The organism is Dongia sp. (assembly GCF_041909655.1).
In the GTDB taxonomy this organism is placed as follows: domain Bacteria; phylum Pseudomonadota; class Alphaproteobacteria; order Dongiales; family Dongiaceae; genus Dongia.
Genome location: NZ_JAYRDA010000001.1, coordinates 658,478 through 683,834, shown reverse-complemented (window position 1 = coordinate 683,834; position 25,357 = coordinate 658,478). Strand labels below are relative to the sequence as shown.

Sequence of the window (25,357 nt, the reverse complement as noted above, 5' to 3'; positions counted from 1 at the left end):
TCACCGTAGCTCTTCGATCACCACCGGACCGTCGCGGCCGGCGGGACCGGTCACACGGATGGCGCGGCGGAGGCGGTCCATGGCAATCGCGGCCGAAGATTCGTCGGCGGCGTGGATCAAAGCGATGGGTTTGTCCGGGCCGATTTCGGCACCAAGACCCACGATGTCGGTGAGGCCGACGCGGTGGTCGATTGGGTCCTCGGGTCTGGTGCGGCCACCTCCCAAGGCGACCACGGCCATGCCGATCGCGCGTACATCCATGCTGTGGATTATGCCCGGTTCCTCGGGATAGCAAGGCAAGGTCACCGGAGCCTTAACAAGATACTTGTCCGGGCGTTCCAGGAAATCGGCGGGACCGCCGAGGCCCACCACCATGCGCTGGAAGTGTTCGGCGGCGCGGCCCGAGCTGAGGGCGCGTTCGGCGATGTGGCGGCCTTCGCGGGTATCGGCTGCCTTGCCGCCGATGACGAGCAGTTCCGCGCACAAGGCCAGGGTGCAATCGAGGAGACGCGGATCGGTCGCCGCACCTTTGAGACAATCGATCGATTCCTGCATCTCGACGGCATTCCCCGCCGTGCGGCCGAGGACCTGATTCATGTCGGTGATGAGGGCGCTGGTCTTGACGCCGGCCCCGTTGGAGACGCGGACGATGGAATCAGCGAGCTCGCGCGCCATTTCGAGCTCGGCGGCGAAGGCACCAGATCCGGTCTTCACATCCATCACCAGACCCTGGAGGCCGGCGGCGAGTTTCTTCGAGAGGATCGAGGCCGTGATGAGCGCCACGGATTCCACCGTCGCCGTCACGTCGCGGATCGCGTAGAAGCGGCGGTCGGCGGGCGCCAGATCGGCGGTCTGGCCGATGATGGCGCAGCCCGCCTCCTTCACCACCTTGCGGAAGGTATCGAGATCGGGCGCGGTTTGGTAGCCGGGAATAGCGTCGAATTTGTCGAGCGTGCCCCCCGTATGACCGAGGCCGCGACCGGAGATCATGGGCACGTAACAGCCGCAGGCCGCCATGATCGGTCCCAGGATCAGCGAGGTCTTGTCGCCGACGCCGCCGGTCGAATGCTTGTCGAGGATGGGCCCGTCAAGGCGCAGGGCGGACCAGTCAAGGACATTGCCGGACGACATCATCGCGCGCGTCAAGGCCACGCGTTCGGTCATGTCCATGCCGTTGAAGAAGACCGCCATGGCGAAGGCCGCGATCTGGCCTTCGCTCACCGCCTTCGAGGTGATCCCAGAGACGAAGAACTGAATCTCGGCTTCGGTGAGGCGTTGTTTGTCCCGCTTCTTGCGGATGATTTCCTGCGGCAGCATCAGGCGAGGCCTTCGATCCAGGCGCGCAGCAACCGCGAGAGCTGGCCGGAGGCCGCCAGCATCTGCGACATGGTGTGTTCGTGGCTGAGATTGCCGTCACTCATGCCGGCACCAAGATTGGTGATGGCGCTGACGCCCATGACCTTCATGCCATGGTAGCGAGCCAGGATGACATCGGGCACGGTCGACATGCCGACCGCATCGGCGCCCATGGTCTGCAGCATGCGGATCTCGGCCGGGGTTTCGAAATGGGGGCCGGAGACCCAGGCATAGACGCCTTCATGCAATTTGATCTCGAGGGCGGCGGCCTTCTCCTTCATGGCCATGCGCAAGGCGGGATCATAGGCATCGACCATGTCGACGAAGCGATTGTCACCCTCGACGTCGAAAAGCGGCGAGACTTGCGTGAGGTTGAGGTGGTCGGCGATCAGCATCAAGGAGCCCGGCCCCATGTCGGATTTAAGCGAACCGGCGGCATTGGTGGCGACGAGCATTTCGCAGCCGAGGCCGGCGAGGGTCGCGATCGGCACCTGCATGGCACCCGCATCGCCGCGTTCGTAGTAATGAACGCGGCCCTGAAGTGCCGCGATGGATGTCGCGCCGATCCTGCCCAGTACCAGGCGACCGGCATGGCCGCTCACCCCCGAGCGACCGAAGCCCGGCAGATCGGCATAGGGGATCGAAATGGCATCGGCGAGCGTATCGGCGAAACCGCCCATGCCGGACCCCAGCACCATGCCGATCTTTGCTCGGAAGTCCGGCGCGCGCTGGCCAAGGATCGCTTGAATGTCGGGATTCATCCGAGATGGTCCTTGTCAAAGGCGGCGGGCAGCAATTCGCCCAGACGGAAGGTCTTGCGGTGGCCTTCCGGCCCGCAAATATGAACCGGCGTGTCGGCAGCACCGAATTCAGCCAGGCGCTGGCGGCAACCGCCGCAAGGTGTGGTGAGCGCCGAGGCGCCGATGACCGCGATCTCGCGGATGCGCGTGGCGCCCGCCGTCACCATGGCGCCCAGAGCCGAGGTCTCGGCGCACCAGCCTTCCGGGAACGAGGCGTTCTCGACATTGCAGCCGGCATAGATGCGGCCATCCTCGGCGAGGATCGCCGCCCCCACCGAGAATTTCGAATAGGGCGCATAGGCACGGGCCATCGCCGCCTTGGCGGCGTCGAACAATTTCGCATCCATGGATCTATCAACGCTCCTTGACATAGGGTTGGCCCAGCGCCTTGGGCGCCATGGCCTTGCCGATGAAACCGGCCAGCAGCACGATGGTGAGGATATAGGGCAAGGCCTGGATCAAGGGAACCGGCACCGGGCCGATCCCCGGCAGCACGACGCCCTGCAGGCGGATCGAAACCGCATCCAGGAAACCGAACAGCAGGCAGGCGAAGAAAGCGGGCCAGGGCCGCCATTTGCCGAAAATCATCGCAGCAAGCGCAATGAAGCCGCGCCCCGCCGTCATCTCGCGTTGGAAGGCTGCGTTCTGGGCGATGGCGAGGAAGGTACCGGCGATGCCGCAGAGCAGCCCCGCCAGCATCACCGCGGTGTAGCGCAGCCGAATGACCGAGATGCCGGCGGTATCCACCACCGCCGGCGCCTCGCCCACCGCGCGCAGGCGGAGACCGAAACGGGTGCGGTAGAGCAGGAACCAGACCAGCGGCACCAGGGCCAAAGCGAGATAAGTGAGCAAGGTATGGCCGCTGATGATGTCGGCATAGATCGGGCCGATCACCGGCACATCGCGGAGCGCGGCGGCGGCGGGGAAATGCGCGGGCATGAAACGCGCTTCCGGCCCGAGATCCGGCGTCGAGCCACCGCGCCCGAACCAGGCATTGCCAAGCACGACCGTCATGCCGGCGGCGATGATGTTGATGGCAACACCCGAAACCACCTGGTCACCGCGATAGGTGATGCAGGCAAGCCCGTGCACCAGGGAGAGCAGAACGGCAACGGCGAGGCCGGCAAGCAGGGCGAGATAGGCAGAGCCGGTCACGGCAGCGATGACGGCGGCGGCAAAGGCGCCGGCCAGCATCTTGCCCTCGAGGCCGATATCGATAACGCCGGCGCGCTCCGAGATGAGGCCCGCCATGGCGCAGAGAATGAGCGGTGTCGCAAGGCGCAGGGTGGCGGCGAAGGTCGAGACCGCGAGATAGAAGAGATCATCCATGGGCCGGCGCCTCGATTGCGGCCCGGCGCGCGGCAAAGCGCAGGTAGAGCCGCTCGACCCAGGGCCGGTTCATATAGGCGAGCGCCCCGGAGAACAGGATGATGAGGCCCTGGATGGTGATAATCATGTCGCGGGTGATGGTCGGGATCTCGAAGGCGAGTTCCGCCCCGCCCTGATAGAGCGCGCCGAAGAGGAGGCTGGCAAGGATGATGCCGATCGGATGGTTGCGGCCCATGAGAGCGACCGCGATACCAGTGAAGCCGGCGCCGGCCACGAAATCGAGCAGCAGGCGATGCTGCAGCCCGAGGATCTCGTTGACGCCGACGGAACCCGCGAGGGCGCCGGAGAGCGCCATGGCGATGATCGTCACGCGTACCGGGCGGATGCCGGCATAAACGGCTGCGCGGGGCGACAAGCCGGTCGCACGAATCTCGTAACCAAGACGTGCGCGCCAGATAAAGAGCCAGACCAGGAAGCAGCAGGCGAGCGCCCAGAAGAGCGAGAGGTTGAGCGGCGAATCCGCCATGTCGATGCCGATCAGGCCCAAGGTCTCGCGCATGGTGGGAAGCCAGGCATTGGTCGCAAATTCGCGGCTATGGGCGGACATCTGGCCGGGCTCGATCAGGAGATCGACCATGACATAGACCATGAGGGCCGAGGCGAGAAAGTTGAACATGATCGTCGTGATGACGATGTGGCTGCCGCGATAGGCCTGGAGATAGGCCGGCACGATCGCCCAGCCGGCGCCGAAAGCGGCGGCGCCGAGGATCGCGAGCGGCAGGAGGACCGGCGCCGGGAGAACGTTGTCGAAGGCGAGCGCCACGAGGCCGGCGCCGAGGCCGCCGATATAGGCCTGCCCTTCCCCGCCGATATTGAAGAGGCCGGCATGGAAGGCGACCGCCACGGCGAGGCCGGTGAAGATGAAACTGGTCGCATAATAAAGCGTGTAGCCCCATGCATAACCGCTGCCAAAGGCGCCCTGGATCAGCCAGCCGATGGCGGCAAAGGGATCGGCGCCAATCGCCGCCACGATGATGCCGGCGATGACCAGCGCCATGAGGACGTTGAGGATGGGCAGCACGCCGATATCGATCCAGCGCGGAAGTTGCGTGGGGTTGGTACTCATGACGCCGCCCGCTCGTCGAGGGCACAGCCGGCCATCATCACACCCAGTTTTTGCTCATCGGCCTTGTCGCCAGCGATCTCGCCGACGATGCGGCCTTGATTCATGACCAGGATGCGATCGGCGAGCGCCAGGATCTCGTCGAGTTCCACCGAGACCAGCAGGATGGCACAACCCTTGTCGCGCATGGCCACGATCTCGCGGTGGATGAATTCGATGGCGCCGATATCGACGCCCCGGGTCGGCTGGCCAACGATGAGGATGCGCGGGCCATGCACCATCTCGCGCGCAAGAATAAGCTTCTGCTGGTTGCCGCCGCTGAATTTGCTGGAGCCTAGCATCGGATTGGGCGGGCGCACGTCGAAACCCTGCATGAGATCGCCGCAACGCGCCTGCATCGCCTTGGGCGAGAGCAGAAAGCGACCGCCGAGTTCGGGATCGTCCTGATAGCCAAGCGCCGCCGATTCCCAGGCGGCAAAGCCGGTGACAAGGCCGAGGCGATGGCGGTCCTCCGGCACATGGGCGACACCCAGCTTGCGCAAGGTGGCGGGATCGCTAGGCTGAGCGGCGTTGATTTCGGTGTCGCGAAGCTTGATGCGGCCGCTGGTGGGCGCCTGGATGCCGGAGAGCACTTCGAGGAGCTCGCTCTGGCCATTGCCGGAAACGCCCGCGATGCCGACGATCTCGCCGCCGCGCAGGGTGAAGCTGATCTCAGCGAGGCGCGTGACGCCGCGGGAATCGACGAGGCCCAGATCCTCGACGGTCATTTCCGGATCGCCCGGGCTGGCCACGGCCTTGTCGAGATCGAGGCGCACCTTGCGCCCGACCATCAATTCGGCGAGCTCGGTCGCATTGGTTTCCGCCGTGCGACGGTCGGCCACCACCTGGCCCCGGCGCATCACTGTCACATGATCGGTGATGGCGAGCACTTCCTTGAGCTTGTGGGTGATGAGGAGAATGGTGACGCCGCGCTCCTTGAGTGCGCGCAGGATTCGGAAGAGTTGCTCGGTTTCCTGCGGCGTCAGCACGCCGGTGGGTTCGTCGAGGATCAGCACTTCGCAATGACGGAACAGCGCCTTCAGGATCTCGACGCGCTGCTGGTCGCCCACCGGCAGATCGCCGATGCGGGCATCGAGATCGAGCCCGAGGCCGAATTCGCTGGCGAGGCGCTGCAATTCGGCGCGCGCCTTCACCGCACCTTCCTTGAGCAGCGCACCGCCCTCAGCGCCGAGCATCACGTTCTCAAGCACGGTGAAGGTATCGACCAGCATGAAATGCTGGTGCACCATGCCGATCCCGGCAGCGATGGCCGCCGATGAAGAGCGGATGGTGACAGGTTTACCGTTCACGCGGATCTCGCCGCGATCGGCCTCATAAAAACCGTAAAGGATCGACATCAGGGTCGATTTGCCGGCGCCGTTCTCGCCGATGATGCCATGAACGGCACCTTTTGCGATGGCGATGGAGACGTCGCGATTGGCATGGACGGCGCCGAAGCTCTTGTCGATGCCGATCAGTTCAATGGCGAACGGCGGCGCCCTATCGGGCACCGCCGTTGCCGTAGCATCGGTCACTTGCGGCATGAGACTGCCGGGACGCGTAGCTTAGAGCTGGCAGGAATTGTCGGCCATGTAATCATGGACCTTGATCTTGCCGGAGATGATGTCGGCCTTCGCGGCCTCGACCTTGGCCTTCATGTCGTCGGTGATGAGCGAGGCGTTGTGCTCGTCCAGCGCCCAGCCCACGCCATCCTGGGCGAGGCCCAATTCCGTGACGCCGGCATTCCACTTGCCTTCCTTCGCGGCCATCGCCGAATCATAAACGGCGACATCGACGCGCTTGAGCATCGAGGTCAGCATGGTGCCGGGGTGGAGATGGTTCTGGTTGCTGTCGACGCCGATCGCGAACTTGCCGGCATCCTTGGCCGCCTGATAGACGCCCGAACCGGTACCGCCGGCCGCGGCGAAGATCACGTCGACGCCGGCATCGAACTGGCCCTTGGCAAGCTCGGCCCCCTTGGTGGGATCGTTCCAGGCGGCGGGCGTGGTGCCGGTCATGTTCTCGGTCACGGCGACATCCGGATTGGCGTATTTGGCACCCTGGGCATAGCCGCAGGCAAAGCGGCGGATCAGCGGAATGTCCATGCCGCCGACGAAGCCGACCTTGGCGGATTTGCTGGCCATCGCCGCCAGCATGCCGACCAGGAACGAGCCTTCATGTTCCTTGAACACGATCGATTGCACGTTGGGGAGATCGACCACCATGTCGATGATCGCAAAATGGCGATCGGGGAATTCCTTGGCGACCTTCTCGAGTGCCGGCGCCTGGCTGAAGCCGATGCCGATCACCGGATCGGCGCCGCGCTGCGCCATGCGGCGGAAGGCCTGTTCGCGCTGCGCATCGGTCTGCACCTCGAATTCGGCATAGGAATCGCCGCTATCGGCCTTGTACTTCTCGATGCCGTTATAGGCCGCCTCGTTGAAGGATTTGTCGAACTTGCCGCCAGCGTCATAGACGACGGCGGGTTCGGCCATGGCTGTACCTGCCGCAAACAGCAGCGCCACCGCCGTGGCGGCGGACAACATCTTCTTGGTCATTTCGCGTCTCCCGCGTCTGGGCCTTTTTCGGCCGATTGCATTCCCTGTATCCAAGCCCGCGCCGGCGGCTGGTGCAATGCCAGCGTGGTTGCGGGAATAATGCTGACCCTTTGGACAGGAATCAATGAAAATGCGGCCGTTAGCCGTTAATTGCCCATCGGTAGCGAGATCGTTACCTCGAAGCCACCTTCGGGGCGGTTGCGGGCGGCGACGCGGCCGCCCATCAGCTCGATGTTCCGGCGGACGATGGCCAGCCCCAAGCCGAAATGCGGACCGCCGGCGGCACCGGCGCCATTTCCCTGCGGGCGGTGCGAGACGTGGCGCTCGAAAATGGCGGGCAGGAGATCGACCGGAACGCCCGGCCCCTGATCGATCACAGAGAGCTTGGCGCGGCCGCCGCCCTGCTTCAATTCGAGACGCACCGTCGAGCCAGCCGGCGCAAAGCTCACCGCGTTGTCGACCAGATTCTCGATCGCGGTTTCCAGCGCCTCTTCACTAGCCGCCACCTTGATGCCGGGCTCGATATCGGTGACGATCTTGACGTTGTTGCCGTGAGCTTCGGCGAAAGCACGGCCGGTATTCGCCACCATATCGGAGAGCTTGATCGGCGCCGAGGGCGCGTCGATCATTTCGGCGATCGCCTCGTCGATGCGCCGCGCGGATGCGACCAGATCTTCGAGCCGCTCGAGCGCGCGTTCAATTGTCTCGACCGCGCGCTTGCCCTGGGGATCGCCCGTCGCAGCCGCCATGCGCCGGACCGGTTCGACCGCCTGCGCCATGGCGGCGATGGGCGCCTTCAAGGCATGGGCGTTTTCCTCGGCGGCCTCGCGGATCGAGCGCGCCGAAGTTTCCAGGGTGGTTACAAGACTGTCGAACTCGACCGCGACGGGTTTGAGTTCCGGGACCGGGGTCGCCTGGGCAAAGCTGATCTGACGGCGGCCGGGGAGACGCCGGATGAGACGCGCCAATCGGGCAAAGCGGCGCAGCCCCAGGGTCACCGAGACAGCGACGGCAAGGATCAACAGGGCCATGACGCCGTAGAAAACGCCGGCCCAGCGCACTTCCGGTGCCGAGGCGAAGGGGCGCGACAAGGTGGCACCCGCGGGATCGCTTTCGGCATAGGCCGTGATCACCGCCCAGCAACCCACCTCGGTATGGAAGGGCGAGATCGAGGTCAGGATCTCGATGGTGCCGGTGGGACCGGTGAAGGTCTGGCTCAGCGACCGGTTGCCGGCGCAGCTTTCCTCTACCTTGCTCAAGAGCCCGGCGTTCAAGAGTGCCTGTCGCTCGGCATCGAGATAGGCGGCATCGATCGCGGGAAAGGCGGCGACGTAATAGAAGCTCTGCTGCTCGCCCGCCGGGCGCAGCAGCAATTTGATACGCAGCGACGAGGTGCCGAGCTTGGCGACCCAGCCGGCGGCAGCGACCGGCGCCCTGGGTCCTTCGGCGCGCAAGGCCAGCTCGAGGCTCTGCGCCAGCAGGTGGCCCTGGTTCTGCAAATTGGAGAGCAGCAATTGCTGCCGTTCTTCGTCGACGGCGGCAAAGCGGCCATAGAGCATCATCGGCACCGTCAAGAAGACCAGGCCGATCAGCACCAGCTTGACGAGGACCGACCCCACCAGCGTCTTCAACATCCCCCACCCCTAACCGGCGCGCATCTTCGAGCGATCACGCGCCACAGCGTTGCAGTCCAACGCCCCAATAAGCTCAAGAATCCTTTTCCGCACTGCGCCAGCGATAGCCGAAGCCCGGAAAATTCTCGATCGCGTCGAAACCCGGATCGACCGCGATGAATTTCTGCCGCACGCGCTTGATGAGCGCACGGACATTGGCGCGGTAGCCATCGGGCCCCTGCCCCGCCGCGAAATTCTCGCCGCGCAGGGCGTCGTAGATTTCGCGGTAGCTGACATCGCGCCCGGCGCGCACCATCAGCGCCACCGATTTGAACTCGCCCAAAGTCAGGCTGACCGGCTGGTTCTGCCAGGTGATGGCATGCGAGCCCGCATCGAGGGTGAGCGGTCCCACCTGCATGATGCCGTCGGCGGGTTCCTTGGCCGCGTCGTCGCCTTCCTGGCTTTCGCTGCGGCTCAAGGCCAGCTCGATGCGCCGCTGCAGGATGGCAAAGCTGCGGGTCTTGCCGACGAAATCGATGGCGCCGGCCTTCAAGGCCGCTTCCTCGTAAATCACGTCGTCGAGCGAGGTGAGAAAGATGGCAGGCGTCATCAAGCCGATCTGGCGCAGGCGCTGCAGCAATTCGAGGCCGGTAAGGCCGGGCATTTTCCAGTCGAGGATCAGGAGATCAAGATTGCTGTCAGGCAACACGCTGTCGGCGCTGAGGGCTTCCAGCGCCAGATCGGGCGCCGGATATTCGCGCACGGCGAAACCTGCCTCGGTCAGATTGCCGACCAGCATCGGGCGAAACAAGTCATCGTCATCAACCACGACAATGCGGGTGGCTTCGGTCATCTAATCCCTTTCGTTCTCTAGCGCGAGGCGGAGGCGTTTTTGAGCGCCAGATAGCAGCGCTGGTCGGCCAGCGGTTCGAATCTATTGGCAGCAGTGAGTTCATAGCTCAGGGCGCGGCGTTGATTGTCGGCGACATCAAGGAAGAAGTAGACATCAAGACGGCAGCCATCGAGCCGATAGCTCCAGATCGTGCCGGTGCCTTCCGCGCGGGTGGAAACCGGCGAGCCCAGGACATTCATCACCTGGATCTCGGTCTGGCCGCGCAATTCGTCGGGCGAGGCGGGTTCTTCGGGCTCGGGCGGGGCCGGAACATAAGCGGGCGGGACCGTCGCGCCGATACCCTCTGTGCCGGTCGCCGAACCAACCGGATCCTGGCCTGGATCCGGCAGGGTGGCGCCAGGCGACGCGGTGCTGCTGCTTTCCGCCGCGGCGGCCGCGGCAGCGGCATCCACCGCCTCGAGATCGAGCCGTGGCTTGGCAGGGGCGCGCTTCTTGGTTCCGGGTTTCAAAATCGGCAGGACCGGTTGGGGTGGCGGAGTGGTTTCAACGATTGCCGGCGGCGGCGGCGCCACCGTCTTCGGGCGATCCTGACCGGTCTGAGCACAGGCAGAAAGGAGCAAAGCCGCAACAATTCCGTTAGCTAGCTGCGAAAAAACGCGAGAATTCATACTGATGCCCTAAGCGACCTGCTTTTGATCCCAACCGAAGCGATGCCGCTGATACCCGACCCGCCCCGGCCCGACAAGATCAAGATAGTGATCACGCAGCCACGCTGGGAGCAACTGTAGAATGAGCGCGGTCCCTTTGAGTTCCCGCCGGGCTCAAAAAAATTTTAACTCACATCGGGCGCCAAGGCGGCGCCTCGATATTAAAATTAATGAAAAGGGGCGCCGCAAGACGGCGCCCCTTATTGGACATGGGAAGAATAACAGTGCCGGCCAGCCCGCCGGCCCTTCCTCACGCCGAACGAACCCCGTGGAGGAATTCGTTGACCGAGCTGCGCAGGGTTTCAGACTGGCGCGACAAGGTATTGGCCGTGCCCAGAACCTGGGTCGAGGCGGCGCCGGTTTCGCCCGCGGCCTGGGTGACGCCACCGATATTGGCGGAGACATCCTGGGTGCCTTGAGCCGCCTGCTGCACGTTGCGGGCGATTTCCTGGGTCGCAGCACCCTGCTCCTGCACGGCCGAGGCGATGGTGGTCGTGATCTCGTTGATCTGGCCGATGATATTGGTGATGCCCTTGATCGCGGAGACGGCCTCCTCCGTGCTGCTCTGCATGCCGGTGATCTGGGCGCTGATATCCTCGGTCGCCTTGGCGGTCTGGGTGGCGAGGTTCTTCACCTCGGAGGCCACGACGGCAAAGCCCTTGCCCGCTTCGCCCGCCCGCGCCGCTTCGATCGTGGCGTTGAGCGCCAGCAGGTTGGTCTGCGAGGCGATGTCATTGATGAGACCCACCACCGCACCGATCCGCTGCGCGGTTTCGGCCAGTAGCCTCACCGCGGCATCGGTGCGTTCTGCATCGGTCACCGCCTGGCTTGCGACCTGGGTCGATTGTTCGACCTGGCGGCTGATCTCGGCCACGGAGGCAGCGAGTTCGTCGGCGGCGGAGGCCACCGTCTGCACGTTGGCGGAAGCCTGTTCCGAAGCCGCCGCCACCGCCGTCGCCTGACGGCTGGTTTCCTCGGCGGTCGACGACATGCTCTGTGCCGTCGCCTGCAATTCGGTGGAAGCCGCCGTCAATTGCGACAACTCGCTGGACATCGCATCGTCGAAGGTTTTGATGAGGCCGTCGATCACCGCCTGGCGGCGCTCCTTGGCCAGTTGCTCCTCCGCCTGCTGGGCGCGCATCTCCTCGGCCGCCGTTGCGGTGTCCTTGAATACCTGCAGGGCGCCGGCGATGTCGCCGATTTCGTCACGCCGCTCCTTGCCGGTAATTTCAATCGTAAGATCCCCCTGCGAGAGGCGGTTAAGGCTGTCGATCGAGACTGCGAGCGGCTTGCTGATGCCCAAAGTCGCGAGCAGATAGCCGAAGGCAACACCGCCGACGACACCAGCCACGGCCACAATGATCATCAACATCTGGGCAAAGTCGGCATTGGTGACGGCGGTATCGGTGGTATCCTTACCCTGCTGGTCGACCAATTCGGAATAGGCGCGCACGGCCTTCTGCAATGCGTCGGCATGTTGCCGGCTTTCAGCGACCGCATCGACGATGGCGCGCTGGGCATCGGACAACGTGACGGCGCTGGCGGTCTGCCGGGCGATGTTGAAGCTGGCCTCAACTTTGGCCGTGTAGATGTCGAAGAGCCGCTGCACTTCGTCCAGTTTCGCGCTGCGCAGCTCGCCTGCCGTGCTGCGCAGAATCTGCATGCGCTCCTCGAACGTGGCCTTTTCTTCCTTGAACCGCACTTCGCGCTGTTCAAGGCTGTCGGGTTCGGCGGCGAGATTGTACTCGACGCGGTTGAGCGCGATGACGTTCTGGTTCATGCGGGCGCTGGTCAATCCCTCGCCGGCACTGATGGTGACGAGGTTGAGGCCGTCGGCGGAACTCCTGAGATAGAAGATACCGACGCCGGCGACGGTAGCGATAATAACCGCCATCACCGTTACCAGAAGCAGCAGTTTGGAACGGATTCTCCAATTGCTCAGATTGATCATGGCTGGCGCCTCCTCCTGCGCCGTTACCGATTTGGTTGATCCGGGCCGGCATCCCCACCTGTGGCCACGGAAGTTGCGTGCTGATTGGGTGATGTTGCGTCGGGATTAAGAGCGGCCAGATAACCGGTCAGTTGGTCGCGCAAGGCCAGCAATTCGGTCGGATCCTGGCGCGCGATGGCCGCCACCGAGGCGCGCGCGATCTCGCCCGAGGCGATCATCTCGTGGCGCATGCGCTCGATACTGGCACGAAGCGCCAGAAAGGCTTCGCGGCTGGGCCGGTCTTCCTGGGCCATCGCCTCGCGCAGCAATTCCTGAAACGCGCCGACATAGTGGCGGAGGTCGCGCGTAAGTCGTTTCAATTGCAAAATGGCCGGCGGAACAATCTGCGCCACGGGTAACGTCACGTCGGCGAGCGGCGAGTGACAAGGTTCGTCCGGCGTCATGACCACAGGCCTCCAGAAGCCCGTTTCAGGTTGCAATTTGACCAAATCATAGGAAAATGATCCGTAAGATTCTTGGATTCGGCGCGAGGGGAAGAATATGTACCTACAACCCCCAATATGATGGGCGCCGCTTAAGCCGCGTTTAAGCGGCCGCGTATGAAACGCATAATCCAGTCAGAATTCAGGAACACGCGATGCGGCGCGGGATCAGCGGGGCCGATATCGTCGCGGCACGCGCGCAAGCCGGATTGTCACAAGCCGAGCTTGGCAAGAGATTGGGCGTCACCCAGGCGACCATTTCGCGCTGGGAAATCGGTGCGCAGGAGCCGAATGCCGCGATGCGCCGGAAGCTGTCGCTGTTTCTGGATGACATGAAGACCTGGCGCACGGCGGAAGAGATCATCGCGCATTCGCCTTTCGTCATGGCATTGATCGCGCGGGATTGGACCCTTATCGCCGTTTCGCCACGCCTGGCTGAACTCAATGGGGCCAGCGTCACCGCTTTGCGCGGGCTGGCTCTCAAGGATCACGCAACCGCGGAAATGGAACAGGCGATCCGGATCCTTACCGAAAGGGGCTTCTTCCTGGGGGCGCCCGGTTCCTATCGGCTGATCGCGCGCGGCGTCTATAGCGACGGCCGCCCTTGCACCTTCGATACGGTAACGACACCGATCCCTTTCGACGGCGCCATCGTTATGTTCCATCAAATCCAGTTCCTGGACGACCGCGACTACACCGCCCTGCGACGCCGCTATGATCTGGTAACGCCACTCGACTGAGAGCGCGCGGGGGAACCAACAAGCTGATATTCTGTTCCGGGTCGCCCCATCCGGGCCCCTTTATGGCGGAGCAGCAGACAGCATGAGTATCGACCAGGGCCTGGCCTTCGCCATCATCATCGGCATGATGACGCTCTTCGTCTGGGGTCGGCCGCGCTATGACATTGTCGCCTGTCTCGCTTTGCTGGCAGCGGTGGTCAGCGGCATCGTCAAACCCGAGGATGCGTTCAACGGATTCAGCGACGACATCGTCATCATTGTTGCCTCGGCGCTGGTGGTCTCGAGCGCCATCGCCCAGACCGGCATTTTCGAATCCATCATGCGCCGCATCTCGCCCTATTTGAGTTCGGTGCAGATGCAGATGCTGGTGCTGGTCGCCACGGTGACGGTGCTTTCCGCCTTTATCAAGAATATCGGCGCGCTCGCCATCCTCATCCCGATCGCCTTCCAGATGGCGAAAAAATCCGGCGTGAGCCCGTCGCGCTTCCTGATGCCGATGTCCTTCGGCGCTCTCCTGGGCGGTCTCATGACGCAGATCGGGACCTCGCCCAATGTGATTGTCTCGCGGGTGCGGGCGGAAATGACGGGCGAACCCTTCACCATGTTCGATTTCACGCCCGTTGGCGTGGTGCTGGCCGTGATCGGAATCCTGTTCCTGATGGTCGGCAATCGGCTGGTGCCGGAGCGCAAGCGCACCACCGAGGGGCTAGACCAGGCGGTGGATATCAAAAATTACGTCACCGAAGCCGAGGTTACGGAAAAATCGACACTGCTCGGCAAGACCCTCTCTGACTTGAAGGCCCTGGCCGATGGCGAGATCAAGATCATCGCCATTCTGCAGCCGGACGAGCGGCGTGTCTCTCCATTGCCCGACGCTGTTTTGAAGCTCGGCGACACGGTGATCCTGGAGGGTGATCACCATGCGCTGGAGCGTGTGGTCTCGCTGGGCAAGCTGCAGTTGGAATCCGGCCATCGCATGCCCGAGGCCAAGGAACCGCAGGCGGAAGTATTGAGCATCGAAGCGGTGATCGGCGCCAATTCCCCGCTGATCGGCATGTCGGCGCAGGCTTCCGCCTTGTTCGAGCGCTACGACATCAATCTGCTGGCGCTGAGCCGCACCGGCGAGCGACTGACCGAGCGCCTGGGTACGATCGAGTTGCAATTGGGCGATGTGCTGGTGCTGCAGGGGAATGCCAAACAATTGCCGGAGAGGCTGCGCGCGCTCGACTGCCTGCCATTGGCGGAGCGGCAAATTTATCTCGGCAAGGGGCGGCGGGCGCTGTTCCCCTTCATCATTCTGATCGCCGCCATGGCGTCGACCGCGCTCGGCATCGTGCCGGTGGCGTTGGCCTTCTTCGGGGCCGCCGTCCTCATGGTGATCGTCCGCGCGATTTCCCTGCGTCAGGTCTATGAAGTGGTGGAATGGCCGATCATCCTGATGCTGGCGGCCCTTATTCCGGTGAGCAGCGCGCTGCAGAGCACGGGCGGCACCGACCTCATCGCCGCCTGGCTTTCCGCCGTGGCGGCCGATCTTCCGGCCTATGGGGCGCTCACACTGATGCTGGGTGTCGCCATGCTGGTGACACCCTTCCTCAACAATGCCGCGACGGTTCTGGTGATGGCGCCCATCGCCGCGAGTTTCTCGGCGAGCCTCGGCTACAAGCCGGATGCGTTTCTGATGGCGGTGGCGATCGGCGCGGGCTGCGATTTCCTCACCCCCATCGGGCATCAATGCAACACGCTGGTAATGGGACCCGGGGGCTATCGCTTCGCCGATTATCCGCGCCTGGGCATTCCCCTCTCGCTGCTGGTGATTGCCGCGGCTGTGCCTGCGCTGCTGATGGTCTGGCCGGTCTAAGAGGCACAACACCGGCGACCGGCTTCCAGTTCCAGGCGCCGTCGGGGGCACTCTTGGCAGCGCCGGGCGTTTCATCGGGGGAACCTCCCGATGGGAATGCCGCCAGCCATGGATACGCTGCTTGAAAAATCGACTGACCTGATGCTGCGCTCGGGCGAGAATGTCTGGCGCGAAAGCGAAGCGGCGCGCGTGGCCGTCCTGATCGACGCCGCCAGCTATTTCGGCGCGTTGCGCGCAGCCATGCTGGAAGCCAAAACGTCGATCCAGATCGTGGGCTGGGATGTCGACAGCCGCACGCCACTGGTCGGGCCGGAAGGAGAGGCGCAAGATGGGTTGCCGGTCGCATTGGGCGATTTCCTGGATGCCCTCGCCGCGGCCAAGCCCTGGCTCACCATCCGCATCCTGCTGTGGGATTATTCGGTCTTCTTCGCAACAGAGCGCGAGCCCCTGCCGACCCTTGCTTTGCGCTGGAAGCGGCCACCGCAGATCGACCTCTGCCTCGACGATTCCGTGCCCAGCGGATCATCGCATCACCAGAAGATCGTGACGATCGATGACAGCCTCGCCTTCGTGGGCGGTCTCGACCTCACCATCCGTCGCTGGGATGACTCGCGGCATGTGAGCGAACATTTCTTCCGCGTCGATCCCGCCGGCAAACCCTATGCCCCCTTCCATGACGTACAGATGATGCTGGACGGGCCGGCCGCCGGCGAACTCGCCGACCTCGTGCGCAAGCGCTGGCAGGCGGCAACCTGCGAGCAGCCGGAAGCCGCGCGTGGCCCGGCGGCACCCTGGCCGGCGGATGTCGCGACGGATCTGGCGCACGTCAAAGTGGGGATCGCCCGCACGGAGCCTGCGGAAACGGCGGATGATCCCGGCATCCGGGAAGCCGAGCGCCTGTTCCTGGACATGATCGGGGCCGCGGAAAAGACCTTATACATAGAGAGCCAGTATCTGACTTATCTACCAGTGGCCGAAGCCATCGCCGGGCGGCTGCGCGCCGATCCGGATTTCGAGGCCGTGCTGATCTGTCCACTGAGCTATCACGGCCAGTTCGAGCGTCAGGCCATGCTGGCCGGCCGCGCGCAATTCGTCGACATCCTGGAACAGGCCGGCGCACGCGATCGCTGCATCGTCGCGGCACCGCGCGCCATCGACGGCCGCGAGCCGATCGATATATCGATCCATTCCAAGGTCATGATCGTGGATGACCGTTACCTCCGTATCGGCTCGGCTAATCTGTGCAACCGCTCGATGGGGACGGATACCGAATGCGACGTCGTCATGATCTCGGAAGATGCAGACAATGCGGCCGCCATCGCGCGCATCCGCAACAACCTGCTGGCTGAACATTGCGGCGTGACGCAGGAGGCTTTCACGATTGCGCAAAAGAAGCATGGATCGATCGTCGCGGCGATGCGAGCCCTCACCCGTGACTCCGGAAAACTGATGGAGATCGATCGCCAGGATGACGAGAAGCAATCGACCCTGCCGATCATGCTCGCCGTGGCGGACCCGGCACAGCCGCTGCCCGCCTTGCTGCCGCCGGTCAGGAAGCATATGCAGACGGCTTCAACCTGGCTGGCGCAACATTCAACCCTGGTCTTCTGCGCGACCCTGCTGATCGGCCTTACCTGCCTTTCCGCCGCCTGGGCCTGGTCGCCTTTGGTGGAAGATCAGGGTATCGCCGAGATCGAGACCTGGATCGCGACGCGCGGCAATGCCTGGAACCTGATGGCGGTCGTCACGGTGTTCGTGCTGGCCGGCTTCATCGCCTTCCCCATCGTGGTCCTCATCGTCGCCACAACGGCGATCTACGGCATCTGGCCGGGCCTCGGCTATGCCGCATTGGGTGCCATGAGCAGCGCGCTGGCGACCTATTGCATCGGCCGCTGGGTAGGGCATCCCCTGCTGCGCCGCTTTCTGGGACCGCGCCTCAACCGTGTTTCCGAGAAGCTCACCGAACGCGGCATCCTGGCGGTGACCATCATCCGCCTGCTACCGGTCGCCCCCTATACCCTGGTCAATCTGGTCTCCGGCGCGCTGCGTGTATCGCCCATCGATTACACGATCGGCACTTTCCTCGGTCTGCTGCCGGGCTTTGCCATCATGGGCCTGGTCGGCCAGCAGGTGATCGACGTGATCCGGGATCCCAGCCCTGGCGGGATCGGCCTCCTCGCCCTCCTTCTGATGCTGTCGGTGGGATTGTCCTTGCTGCTGCAGATGGGCATTTCGGCCATCCGGAAGAATTCTTCGTGACGCGCTGGAACGACCGTTTCCGCGTGCTGACCTGGAATATCCATGCCGGCATCGGGCCGGACCGGAAATACGATCTCGACCGTGTCATCAACCTCATCCGCCAGCACGAGCCGGATATCATCGCGCTGCAGGAAGTGGATTCCCGCGGGCGCAGCCATGCCTTGCCGCTGGAAACGCTGAAGACGGCGCTGGGCCATCATGCGGCCGAGGCGCGCACCATCGTCGCCCCGGACGGTCATTACGGCCATGTGCTGATGAGCCGCTGGCCGATGCGCACCACCATGCTGCACGATCTGTCGGTCAACCGGCGCGAACCGCGCTTTGCCATCGAGGCCAATGTGGGCTTGCCCGATGGTGCCCTTACCGTCATCGCCACGCATCTCGGCCTCGGCTATGCGGAGTGCCAGCAGCAGGTGGCGCGGCTGGTCGACATCATCGCGCGCCTCGAAGGCCGCGTGATCCTGATGGGGGATTTCAACGATTGGCACCGGCTGCTGCGTCGGGCGATGCGCCCACTCCTTCCCGGCCGCTCTAATCTCAAGACCTTTCCCGCGCGTTATCCCGTGCTGGAGCTCGACGGCCTTTATTGGCGGCCGGCGGAAGCGGCAATCGGCTGGTGGCTCGATCCCGCCGGTCGGCAATCATCCGATCATCTGCCGGTGCTGGCGGATTTTTCGATGACAGAAATGGCATAGCTCCCTCTCCCCGCGTGGAGGAGAGGGAATGCGTTACTCCGCCGGGTGCGCGACCAGATTCTCTTTCGGCCGGCGGCCTTCGACGATGGCGCGGATCACCAGGTAGAAGACCGGTGTCAGCAGCAGGCCGAAGAAGGTGACGCCGAGCATCCCGGAGAAGACCGCCACACCCATGGCATGGCGCATCTCGGCGCCCGCACCGGTCGACAGAACCAGCGGGACGACACCGGCCACGAAGGCGATCGAGGTCATCAGGATCGGCCGCAAGCGCAGGCGGCAGGCTTCGAGCACCGCATCGAGGCGCGTCATGCCTTCCTGCTGTTTGTCCTTGGCGAATTCAACAATCAGAATGGCGTTCTTGCAGGCCAATCCCACCAGCACGATCAAGCCGATCTGGGTGAAGATGTTGTTGTCGCTGCCGGCATAGATGACACCCGCGATGGCGGAGAGCAGCGTCATCGGCACGATCAGGATCACCGCCAGCGGCAGGCTCCAGCTTTCATATTGCGCGGCCAGCACCAGGAAGGCGAGGAGCACGCAGAGCGGGAACACGAAGATGGCGGTATTGCCGGCGAGGATCTGCTGATAGGTAAGCTCGGTCCATTCGAAGCTCATGCCGTTCGGCAATTCCTGTTGCAGGAGCCTTGTGATCGCCTCTTCCGCCTGACCGGAGGAATAGCCGGGTGCGGCGCCGCCATTGATCTCGGCCGTGACATAGCCGTTGTAATGCGAGACGCGGTCGGGGCCGGAACTGTCCTTGACCTTCACGAAGGTCGAGAGCGGTACCATATCACCCGCCGCGTTGCGCACTTTCAACTGGCCGATCTGGTCGGATTCCAGGCGGAATTGCTGATCGGCCTGGACGTTCACCTGATAGGTGCGGCCGAAGCGGTTGAAGTCGTTGACATAGAACGAGCCGAGATAGGCCTGGAGCGTATCGAAGATGTCGCTGATCTCGACGCCATGGGTCTTAGCCTTCTCGCGGTCGATATCGGCATCGATCTGCGGGACGTTGACCTGATAGCTGGAGAAGAGACCGGCAAGCTCCGGCACTTCGCGGCTCTTGGCCAGCACGTTCTGAGTAACCTTGTAGAGTTCCTCGAAGCCGAGGCCACCGCGATCCTGGATCTGCAGGCGGAAGCCGCCGATCGTGCCGAGGCCCATGACGGGGGGCGGCGGGAAGATGGCGACGAAGGCTTCCTGGATGGCGGCGAACTCGCCGTTGAGCGCCCCGGCAACACCACCGGCCGAGAGCGACGGGTCCTGCCGTTCCTCGAACGGCTTCAACGTCACGAAGACGATGCCGCTATTGGGCGAATTGGTGAAGCCGTTGATGGAGAGACCCGGGAAGGCAACGGTGCTTTCGACGCCGGGATGGGCCAAAGCACGCGCCGACATGTCACGGATCACGGATTCCGTGCGGTCAAGGGTGGCGGCATCGGGAAGCTGAGCGAAGGCCACCAGATATTGCTTATCCTGCTGCGGAACGAAACCTGTCGGCGTGGTCGCGAAGCCCCAATAGCCGAGCCCCACGAGGCCCAGATAGACCAAAAGTGCCACCGCGCTCATGCGCAGGATGCGCCGCACCGCCCCCACATAACCGTGGCTCGCCTTGTCGAAAAACCGGTTGAAGGGGCGGAACAGCCAGAAGCCGAACAGCCCGTCGAGCAGCCGCGAGAACCAATCCTTGGGCGCGTGATGATCTTTGAGAAGATAGGCGGCCAAGGCCGGCGACAAAGTGAGCGAGTTGAAGGCCGAGATCACCGTCGAGATCGCGATGGTGAGCGCGAACTGGCGATAAAACTGGCCGGTGAGGCCCGAAATGAAAGCGGTCGGCACGAAGACCGCGCAGAGCACCAAAGCGGTGGCGATGATCGGGCCGGTCACCTCGCGCATGGCGCGCTTGGTGGCATCGACGGGCTTCAAGCCCAGCGCGATGTTGCGCTCGACATTCTCGACGACGACGATGGCGTCATCGACGACGATGCCGATCGCCAGCACCAGGCCGAAGAGCGAGAGGGCATTCAGCGAGAAGCCGAAGAAATGCATCACCGCGAAGGTGCCGATCAGCGAGACCGGCACGGCCACCAGCGGGATGATCGAGGCGCGCCAGGTCTGCAGGAACAGGATCACCACCAGGACGACCAGGACGATCGCCTCGAACAGGGTATGAACGACCGCCTCGATCGAACCACGCACGAAAACCGTGGGATCGTAGACGATGGAATAATCGATGCCCTCCGGGAAGGCCTGCTTCAACTCGGCCATCTTGGCGCGCACGGCATCCGAGGTGGCGATGGCATTGGAGCCCGGGCGCTGGAAGATCGGAATCGCCACGGCCGGCTGGTTGTTGAGGAGCGAGCGCAGGGCATACTGGCTGGAACCAAGTTCCACCCGTGCGATATCCCGAAGGCGCGTGATTTCGCCGTTCTCGCCGACATGGATGATGACGTTGGCGAATTCGTCCTCGGTGACAAGGCGGCCCTGGGTGTTGATGGAAAGCTGGAACGAGGAATCACCGGGGGCCGGCGGTGCGCCGAGGGAGCCAGCGGCCACCTGGCGGTTCTGTTCGCGAATCGCCGCCACCACATCGGTCGCGGTGAGGCCGCGGCTTGCGACCTTGTTGGGATCGAGCCAGACGCGCAGCGAATAATCGCCGAGGCCGAACAATTGCACATCGCCGACGCCGTTGAGGCGCGCGAGTTCATCCTTCACATTGATGAGCGCATAATTCGTCAGATAGAGCATGTCGTAACGCTCGTCCGGCGAAGTCAGATGCACCACCATGGTCAGATCCGGCGAGGACTTATCAGTGGTGACGCCGAGACGCTGCACTTCCTCCGGCAGCTTGGGCAGGGTACGGGTAACGCGATTCTGCACCTGGACCTGGGCGATGTCGAGATCGGTGCCCAGCGCGAAGGTGACGGTCAGCGTCATCTTGCCGTCAGCGGTCGATTGCGAGGACATATAGAGCATGCTCTCGACACCGTTGATCGCCTGTTCAAGCGGCGCCGCCACGGTTTCGCCGATCACCTTCGGGTTGGCACCGGGATAGGTGGCGCGTACGACGACCGTAGGCGGTACCACTTCCGGATATTCGCCGATCGGCAGTTGGAACAGCGAAATGGCGCCGCCGATCAGGATGAGGAGCGAGAGCACCGCCGCGAAAATCGGCCGCTGGATGAAGAATTGCGAGAAGTTCATGACGATGCCCTCTGAGACGAGATCTTAGTTCGCAGCCGCTTGCGGCGCCTTGCGGACAGCCAGCTTGCTGCCCCCGGCGGCGGTGACGAAGCCGGCCAGGGTCTTGTCATCCGCCATCTGAACCGTCTGCGGATCGACCACCATGCCCGGACGGACGCGCTGGAGACCATTGACGACGATGACGTCGCCCTGCTCCAGACCCTGGCGCACGACACGTAGGCCGTTCTGCTTGGGGCCGATCTCGACGGCGCGATAGGCGACCTTGTTGTCCTTGTCGAGCACCAGGACGAACTTCTTGCCCAGATCGGTGCCGATCGCCGCGTCATCGACGAGGCTGGCCACATAACCGGCGCTGCCGATCAGCTTGATGCGCGCATAGAGACCCGGCGTGAAGGCGCCGTCACTGTTGTCGAAAACGGCACGGCCGCGAATGGTGCCGGTCGCCGGATTGGCCTGGTTGTCGAGGAAATCCATGCGGCCTTCATGCGGATGGCCTTCCTCGTTGGTGAGGCCGAGATAGACCGGCGCCGCTTCGCCCACCTCGCCCGCTTTGGTGAGCGCGGTGTATTTCAGGTAGACGCTCTCGTCGATGTCGAAATAGGCATAGACCTCGTCCGTGGAGACGATGCTGGAGAGACGGCTGTCATCGGCGCGCACAAGGTTTCCGACGGTCAATTCCGCGCGGCTCATGCGGCCGTCGATCGGCGCGCGGATTTCGGTGAATTCGAGATTGAGCTGGGCCGATTCCAACTGGGCCTGGGTGGCGACGACGGCGGCGCGGGCTTCGTCGGCGGTGCTCTGGCGGGCATCGGCCTCTTCGATGCCGATCACCTTGCCGGCACGCAATTGCTCGCCGCGCTTGGCTTCGCTCTCGGCGCGCTTGGCCTGAGCCTGGGCACGGACGAGCTGGGCCTGCAGCCTTTTCACCTCGGCCGCGAAGGGTCGCGGGTCGATCTGAAAGAGGAGATCCCCCTTCTTGACGAGCGCCCCTTCCTCGAAGGCCACCTGGTCGATATAGCCCGAGACGCGCGCGCGGATGACGACCGATTGCGGCGCCTCGAGGCGGCCGGTGACTTCCTCCCATTCATTGATCGGGTGCTGCAGCACCTCGGCCACGCTGACCTTGGGCGCCGGCGGTGCCGCCGATTCCTGGGCTGCCTGGGGCTTTTCACAGGCGCTGAGGGCCAATAAAGCGGCGAGTGCGACGGCGACGGGGCCGATGGCGATATTCTTAAGACTTGTTGGCATGGACATGCCCCCACTCCTGCTTTGCGGGAAGATTCTGCGATTGGGGGAATGTGGCGGGAGTTTTGTGCACCCGCGAATAGAACGCAGTGAAAGTCACTATCACTGGAGATGATGGGGGCGGAAACCCCCGTATCAGCGCGAGATCGTCTCGTCGCCGACGAACATGGCGATGCGCGAGCGCAGCCATTTTTCGGCCGGATCGTCGTCCTGCGCCCCCCGCCAGGCCATGGAAAGGGACCCGCCCGTGAGCTCGACGGGGTGTTCCTCGATCCTGAGGCCGCCCGCCGCCGCCAGGTAATCGGCGGTGTAATCCGGCACCGTTGTGAGGATATCTGTGCCGGACAGAAGCGAGCCCAGGCCGTTGAACTGGGGAACCGCCAGGACCACCTTGCGGCTGCGGCCGACCTTCGCCAAAGCGTCGTCGACATAGCCATTAAGATCCCCGGCAAAGGAAACGATGGCGTGCGGCCGGGCGCAATATTCATCCAGGGTGATCGGTCCCGGCTTGGTATCGGCGCGCAGCAATTTGGCCTTCACCCGGCGGACCGCCTTCCTTTTGGCATTAGCCGGCAATTCGTCGAGATAGGAGACGGCGACGGAAATCTCGCCCGACGCCAGCATGCCCGGGGCCAGGATATAATTGACCCGACGGATGACCAGGATGACCCCCGGCGCTTCCGACCGGATCCGCCGCAGCAAGGGCGGCAGCAGCGCGAATTCGACGTCGTCGGAAAGGCCCACCCGGAAGACGTTGGTGGCGGTCGCCGCGTCGAAAGGCTGGGCCGTGCTGATCGCGGTGGAGATGGAATCGAGCGCCGGGGTGAGATAACCGAAAATCTCCTGGGCGCGGGCGGTGGGTTCCATGACCCGGCCGGTGCGGACGAAAAGCGGGTCGTCGAACAGGGCACGGAGCCGCACCAGCGCGGCACTGATCGCTGGCTGGCCCAGAAACAGCTTCTCGGCGGTCTTTGTGACGCTGCGCTCATGCATCAGCGTCTCGAAGACGATCAGCAGGTTGAGGTCGACGCGCCTGAGATCGTTTCTGTTCATGCGGGTGGCTCGGGAATCCTGCCTTGGTTGCAGTGCCGTATATATGCCCATGGCGGGGGCAAGTGCCAACCTTAATATATTGCCCAATCGTCTCCCATTCTTGCATCACAGTAAGGCATGGGGACTATCGACCGGAGTGAATAGCCCTTCCAGAAACCTTTCTATATGGGGTAGTTGTACACAGCCTTTTTAAGAGCGTTCGGCGTATGAGAGAGTTGCCATCATGTCCCGCGTAATCCGCTTTCACCGCTTTGGCCCGCCGGACGTCCTGCAATGCGAGGAAGTCCCTACGCCCCGTCCGGGCAAGGGAGAAATCCTGGTCAAGGTGGAAGCTATTGGCGTCAGTTGGGAAGATGTGCTGTGGCGTCAGAACCTGGCCGCCGAGCAGGCACAATTGCCGGCCGGGATCGGTTCGGAACTGGCCGGCACCGTGGTTGAGCTGGGCGAGGACGTGACGGCCTTCGAGATCGGCCAGAACGTGGCGAGCTTCAAGGCGCATACCCCCAACCGCTATCCCGCCTATGGCGACATGATGGTGATGCCGCGCGAGGCCCTCACCGCCTACAAGAAGACCGAGGATTTCGGCCCGGCCGCGGCCGCCACCTATTTCTCCGCGATGCTATCGGCCTATCTGGCCCTTACCCATATCGCCCGGCTGAAACCCGGCCAGCGCGTGCTGGTGACGGAATCGGGCCTCTGCATCGGCGGTGCCATGGTGCAAGTGGCCCATGCTCTGGGTGGCGAGGTTATCGCCGCGACGCGCTTTGCGAACAAGGAAGACTTGCTGAAGAAGCTGGGCGCCAGCGCGGTGGTGCTGACCGAGGAGCAGGATCTTGCCATGACGGTCGCGAAGCTCACCGATACGCGGGGCGTCGAGGTGATCGCCGATGGCTGCGGCGGCAACAAGATGGCGGTGCTGGGCGATGTCGCAGCCCCCTGCGGCAAGCTTATTCTCTATGGGCTGGATGGCGGCAACGAGGCGGCCTTCCCGGCCTGGACCGCGTTCCGCAAGCATCTGCAATTCGCCCCCTTCTCGCTGGTGGATTATACCGGACAGATGGAACTTGGCATCCGCTGCAACAAGGAAGTGGTGCGGCCAGCTCTCGACTGGATCAATCAGCAGACCGAAAGCGGTGCCCTGCGCGCCATCATCGACCGGACCTTTCCCTTCACGGATTTCGTGGCCGCGCACCGGCATCTCGAGGCGAACCCGACCCTGGGCCGCGTCGCCCTGACGCTTTAGCCCCCAAAAGGAAGCGGCGGCCGTGGGGTGCGACCGCCGCGGCCATCGATCGAGCCCTTGGGGGAAAGGCGTGCCCGCCTGGGGGGCGGGAAATCGACGGCATGTGCTTGTAAACGGGCGTGATCGCCAAGAGTTCCAGGCTTTTTGAGAGATTTGTCGCCTGGCAAGGCCAGGCGGAACTTCGGGGAAGAAGCGCAGTTCGGCTGCTGACGCCGGCACGCGCTCAAAGATGCGCATCATCCGGGCCCT

Annotated in this window: 20 protein-coding genes; 5 read left to right on the top strand and 15 right to left on the bottom strand. The window is 63.7% G+C overall.

The features are described 5' to 3' along the window. The 12 genes from deoA to ACE3PR_RS02980 form a co-directional block, all read right to left on the bottom strand. Positions 1 to 1,317: a thymidine phosphorylase gene (gene deoA, locus ACE3PR_RS03035; protein WP_374367991.1), complete on the bottom strand. Its 1,317-nt coding sequence runs from the start codon at positions 1,315 to 1,317 to the stop codon at positions 1 to 3. Then, entirely contained in the window at positions 1,317 to 2,117 is an 801-nt protein-coding gene (locus ACE3PR_RS03030; protein WP_374367989.1) for a purine-nucleoside phosphorylase, read from the bottom strand. Before ACE3PR_RS03030 ends, deoA begins: the two co-directional genes overlap by 1 nt. After that, positions 2,114 to 2,503: a cytidine deaminase gene (locus ACE3PR_RS03025; RefSeq protein WP_374367987.1), complete on the bottom strand. Its 390-nt coding sequence runs from the start codon at positions 2,501 to 2,503 to the stop codon at positions 2,114 to 2,116. The genes ACE3PR_RS03030 and ACE3PR_RS03025 overlap by 4 nt, the downstream gene beginning before the upstream one ends. Positions 2,504 to 2,510: 7 nt before the next feature. Continuing rightward, positions 2,511 to 3,485, bottom strand: a complete 975-nt coding sequence (locus ACE3PR_RS03020) for an ABC transporter permease (protein ID WP_374367985.1) — start codon at positions 3,483 to 3,485, stop codon at positions 2,511 to 2,513. Then, entirely contained in the window at positions 3,478 to 4,611 is a 1,134-nt protein-coding gene (locus ACE3PR_RS03015) for an ABC transporter permease (RefSeq protein WP_374367983.1), read from the bottom strand. Before ACE3PR_RS03015 ends, ACE3PR_RS03020 begins: the two co-directional genes overlap by 8 nt. Further along, on the bottom strand, positions 4,608 to 6,191 hold the full coding sequence (locus ACE3PR_RS03010; RefSeq protein WP_374367981.1) for an ABC transporter ATP-binding protein: 1,584 nt from the start codon (positions 6,189 to 6,191) through the stop codon (positions 4,608 to 4,610). The genes ACE3PR_RS03015 and ACE3PR_RS03010 overlap by 4 nt, the downstream gene beginning before the upstream one ends. A 21-nt stretch (positions 6,192 to 6,212) precedes the next feature. Then, on the bottom strand, positions 6,213 to 7,205 hold the full coding sequence (locus tag ACE3PR_RS03005) for a BMP family protein (protein WP_374367979.1): 993 nt from the start codon (positions 7,203 to 7,205) through the stop codon (positions 6,213 to 6,215). A 146-nt stretch (positions 7,206 to 7,351) separates the two neighbouring features. Then, positions 7,352 to 8,839, bottom strand: a complete 1,488-nt coding sequence (locus ACE3PR_RS03000; protein ID WP_374367977.1) for a sensor histidine kinase — start codon at positions 8,837 to 8,839, stop codon at positions 7,352 to 7,354. Between the two features lie 73 nt (positions 8,840 to 8,912). Next, positions 8,913 to 9,671, bottom strand: coding sequence for a response regulator transcription factor (locus tag ACE3PR_RS02995; protein ID WP_374367975.1), 759 nt, complete (start codon positions 9,669 to 9,671; stop codon positions 8,913 to 8,915). Between the two features lie 17 nt (positions 9,672 to 9,688). Beyond that, entirely contained in the window at positions 9,689 to 10,243 is a 555-nt protein-coding gene (locus tag ACE3PR_RS02990; protein WP_374367973.1) for a hypothetical protein, read from the bottom strand. Between the two features lie 385 nt (positions 10,244 to 10,628). Next, a complete protein-coding gene (locus ACE3PR_RS02985) occupies positions 10,629 to 12,329 on the bottom strand; it encodes a methyl-accepting chemotaxis protein (RefSeq protein ID WP_374367971.1) in 1,701 nt (566 codons plus the stop codon). Between the two features lie 23 nt (positions 12,330 to 12,352). After that, positions 12,353 to 12,772 (bottom strand): hypothetical protein, encoded by a 420-nt coding sequence (locus tag ACE3PR_RS02980; RefSeq protein ID WP_374367969.1) that lies wholly within the window; start codon positions 12,770 to 12,772, stop codon positions 12,353 to 12,355. A 194-nt stretch (positions 12,773 to 12,966) separates the two neighbouring features. Between ACE3PR_RS02980 and ACE3PR_RS02975 the strand changes: the two genes are divergently transcribed. From ACE3PR_RS02975 to ACE3PR_RS02960, 4 genes are all read left to right on the top strand, one after another. After that, positions 12,967 to 13,551 (top strand): helix-turn-helix domain-containing protein, encoded by a 585-nt coding sequence (locus ACE3PR_RS02975; RefSeq protein WP_374367966.1) that lies wholly within the window; start codon positions 12,967 to 12,969, stop codon positions 13,549 to 13,551. A gap of 82 nt (positions 13,552 to 13,633) precedes the next feature. Next, the gene (locus tag ACE3PR_RS02970) at positions 13,634 to 15,409 is read left to right on the top strand and encodes an SLC13 family permease (RefSeq protein ID WP_374367964.1); all 1,776 of its coding nucleotides are present in this window, start codon (positions 13,634 to 13,636) and stop codon (positions 15,407 to 15,409) included. Positions 15,410 to 15,517: 108 nt separating this feature from the next. Next, entirely contained in the window at positions 15,518 to 17,668 is a 2,151-nt protein-coding gene (locus tag ACE3PR_RS02965) for a VTT domain-containing protein (RefSeq protein ID WP_374367962.1), read from the top strand. Continuing rightward, positions 17,665 to 18,363 carry an endonuclease/exonuclease/phosphatase family protein gene (locus ACE3PR_RS02960; protein ID WP_374367960.1) on the top strand — a complete coding sequence of 233 codons (699 nt, stop codon included), beginning with the start codon at positions 17,665 to 17,667 and terminating at the stop codon, positions 18,361 to 18,363. Before ACE3PR_RS02965 ends, ACE3PR_RS02960 begins: the two co-directional genes overlap by 4 nt. A gap of 33 nt (positions 18,364 to 18,396) precedes the next feature. Here ACE3PR_RS02960 and ACE3PR_RS02955 read toward each other — a convergent pair whose 3' ends face one another. The 3 genes from ACE3PR_RS02955 to ACE3PR_RS02945 form a co-directional block, all read right to left on the bottom strand. Continuing rightward, entirely contained in the window at positions 18,397 to 21,567 is a 3,171-nt protein-coding gene (locus tag ACE3PR_RS02955) for an efflux RND transporter permease subunit (protein WP_374367957.1), read from the bottom strand. A gap of 24 nt (positions 21,568 to 21,591) precedes the next feature. Beyond that, a complete protein-coding gene (locus tag ACE3PR_RS02950) occupies positions 21,592 to 22,821 on the bottom strand; it encodes an efflux RND transporter periplasmic adaptor subunit (protein WP_374367954.1) in 1,230 nt (409 codons plus the stop codon). A gap of 126 nt (positions 22,822 to 22,947) precedes the next feature. Next, positions 22,948 to 23,865, bottom strand: coding sequence for a LysR family transcriptional regulator (locus tag ACE3PR_RS02945; RefSeq protein ID WP_374367952.1), 918 nt, complete (start codon positions 23,863 to 23,865; stop codon positions 22,948 to 22,950). 223 nt (positions 23,866 to 24,088) lie between these two features. Here ACE3PR_RS02945 and ACE3PR_RS02940 point away from each other — a divergent pair, with 223 nt between their 5' ends. After that, the gene (locus tag ACE3PR_RS02940) at positions 24,089 to 25,108 is read left to right on the top strand and encodes a zinc-dependent alcohol dehydrogenase family protein (protein ID WP_374367950.1); all 1,020 of its coding nucleotides are present in this window, start codon (positions 24,089 to 24,091) and stop codon (positions 25,106 to 25,108) included. Positions 25,109 to 25,357 lie beyond the last annotated feature (249 nt).

Bases quoted from the DNA above. Each gene is read 5' to 3' on its own strand.
- ACE3PR_RS02955 (WP_374367957.1), bottom strand. From the start codon at position 21,567: ATGAACTTCTCGCAATTCTTCATCCAGCGGCCGATTTTCGCGGCGGTG.
- ACE3PR_RS03000 (WP_374367977.1), bottom strand. From the start codon at position 8,839: ATGTTGAAGACGCTGGTGGGGTCGGTCCTCGTCAAGCTGGTGCTGATC.
- ACE3PR_RS03020 (WP_374367985.1), bottom strand. From the start codon at position 3,485: ATGGATGATCTCTTCTATCTCGCGGTCTCGACCTTCGCCGCCACCCTG.
- ACE3PR_RS03005 (WP_374367979.1), bottom strand. From the start codon at position 7,205: ATGACCAAGAAGATGTTGTCCGCCGCCACGGCGGTGGCGCTGCTGTTT.
- ACE3PR_RS02970 (WP_374367964.1), top strand. From the start codon at position 13,634: ATGAGTATCGACCAGGGCCTGGCCTTCGCCATCATCATCGGCATGATG.
- ACE3PR_RS02950 (WP_374367954.1), bottom strand. From the start codon at position 22,821: ATGTCCATGCCAACAAGTCTTAAGAATATCGCCATCGGCCCCGTCGCC.
- ACE3PR_RS02945 (WP_374367952.1), bottom strand. From the start codon at position 23,865: ATGAACAGAAACGATCTCAGGCGCGTCGACCTCAACCTGCTGATCGTC.
- ACE3PR_RS02980 (WP_374367969.1), bottom strand. From the start codon at position 12,772: ATGACGCCGGACGAACCTTGTCACTCGCCGCTCGCCGACGTGACGTTA.
- ACE3PR_RS02965 (WP_374367962.1), top strand. From the start codon at position 15,518: ATGGATACGCTGCTTGAAAAATCGACTGACCTGATGCTGCGCTCGGGC.
- ACE3PR_RS03025 (WP_374367987.1), bottom strand. From the start codon at position 2,503: ATGGATGCGAAATTGTTCGACGCCGCCAAGGCGGCGATGGCCCGTGCC.
- ACE3PR_RS03015 (WP_374367983.1), bottom strand. From the start codon at position 4,611: ATGAGTACCAACCCCACGCAACTTCCGCGCTGGATCGATATCGGCGTG.
- ACE3PR_RS03030 (WP_374367989.1), bottom strand. From the start codon at position 2,117: ATGAATCCCGACATTCAAGCGATCCTTGGCCAGCGCGCGCCGGACTTC.
- ACE3PR_RS02995 (WP_374367975.1), bottom strand. From the start codon at position 9,671: ATGACCGAAGCCACCCGCATTGTCGTGGTTGATGACGATGACTTGTTT.
- deoA (WP_374367991.1), bottom strand. From the start codon at position 1,317: ATGCTGCCGCAGGAAATCATCCGCAAGAAGCGGGACAAACAACGCCTC.
- ACE3PR_RS02975 (WP_374367966.1), top strand. From the start codon at position 12,967: ATGCGGCGCGGGATCAGCGGGGCCGATATCGTCGCGGCACGCGCGCAA.
- ACE3PR_RS02985 (WP_374367971.1), bottom strand. From the start codon at position 12,329: ATGATCAATCTGAGCAATTGGAGAATCCGTTCCAAACTGCTGCTTCTG.
- ACE3PR_RS03010 (WP_374367981.1), bottom strand. From the start codon at position 6,191: ATGCCGCAAGTGACCGATGCTACGGCAACGGCGGTGCCCGATAGGGCG.
- ACE3PR_RS02940 (WP_374367950.1), top strand. From the start codon at position 24,089: ATGTCCCGCGTAATCCGCTTTCACCGCTTTGGCCCGCCGGACGTCCTG.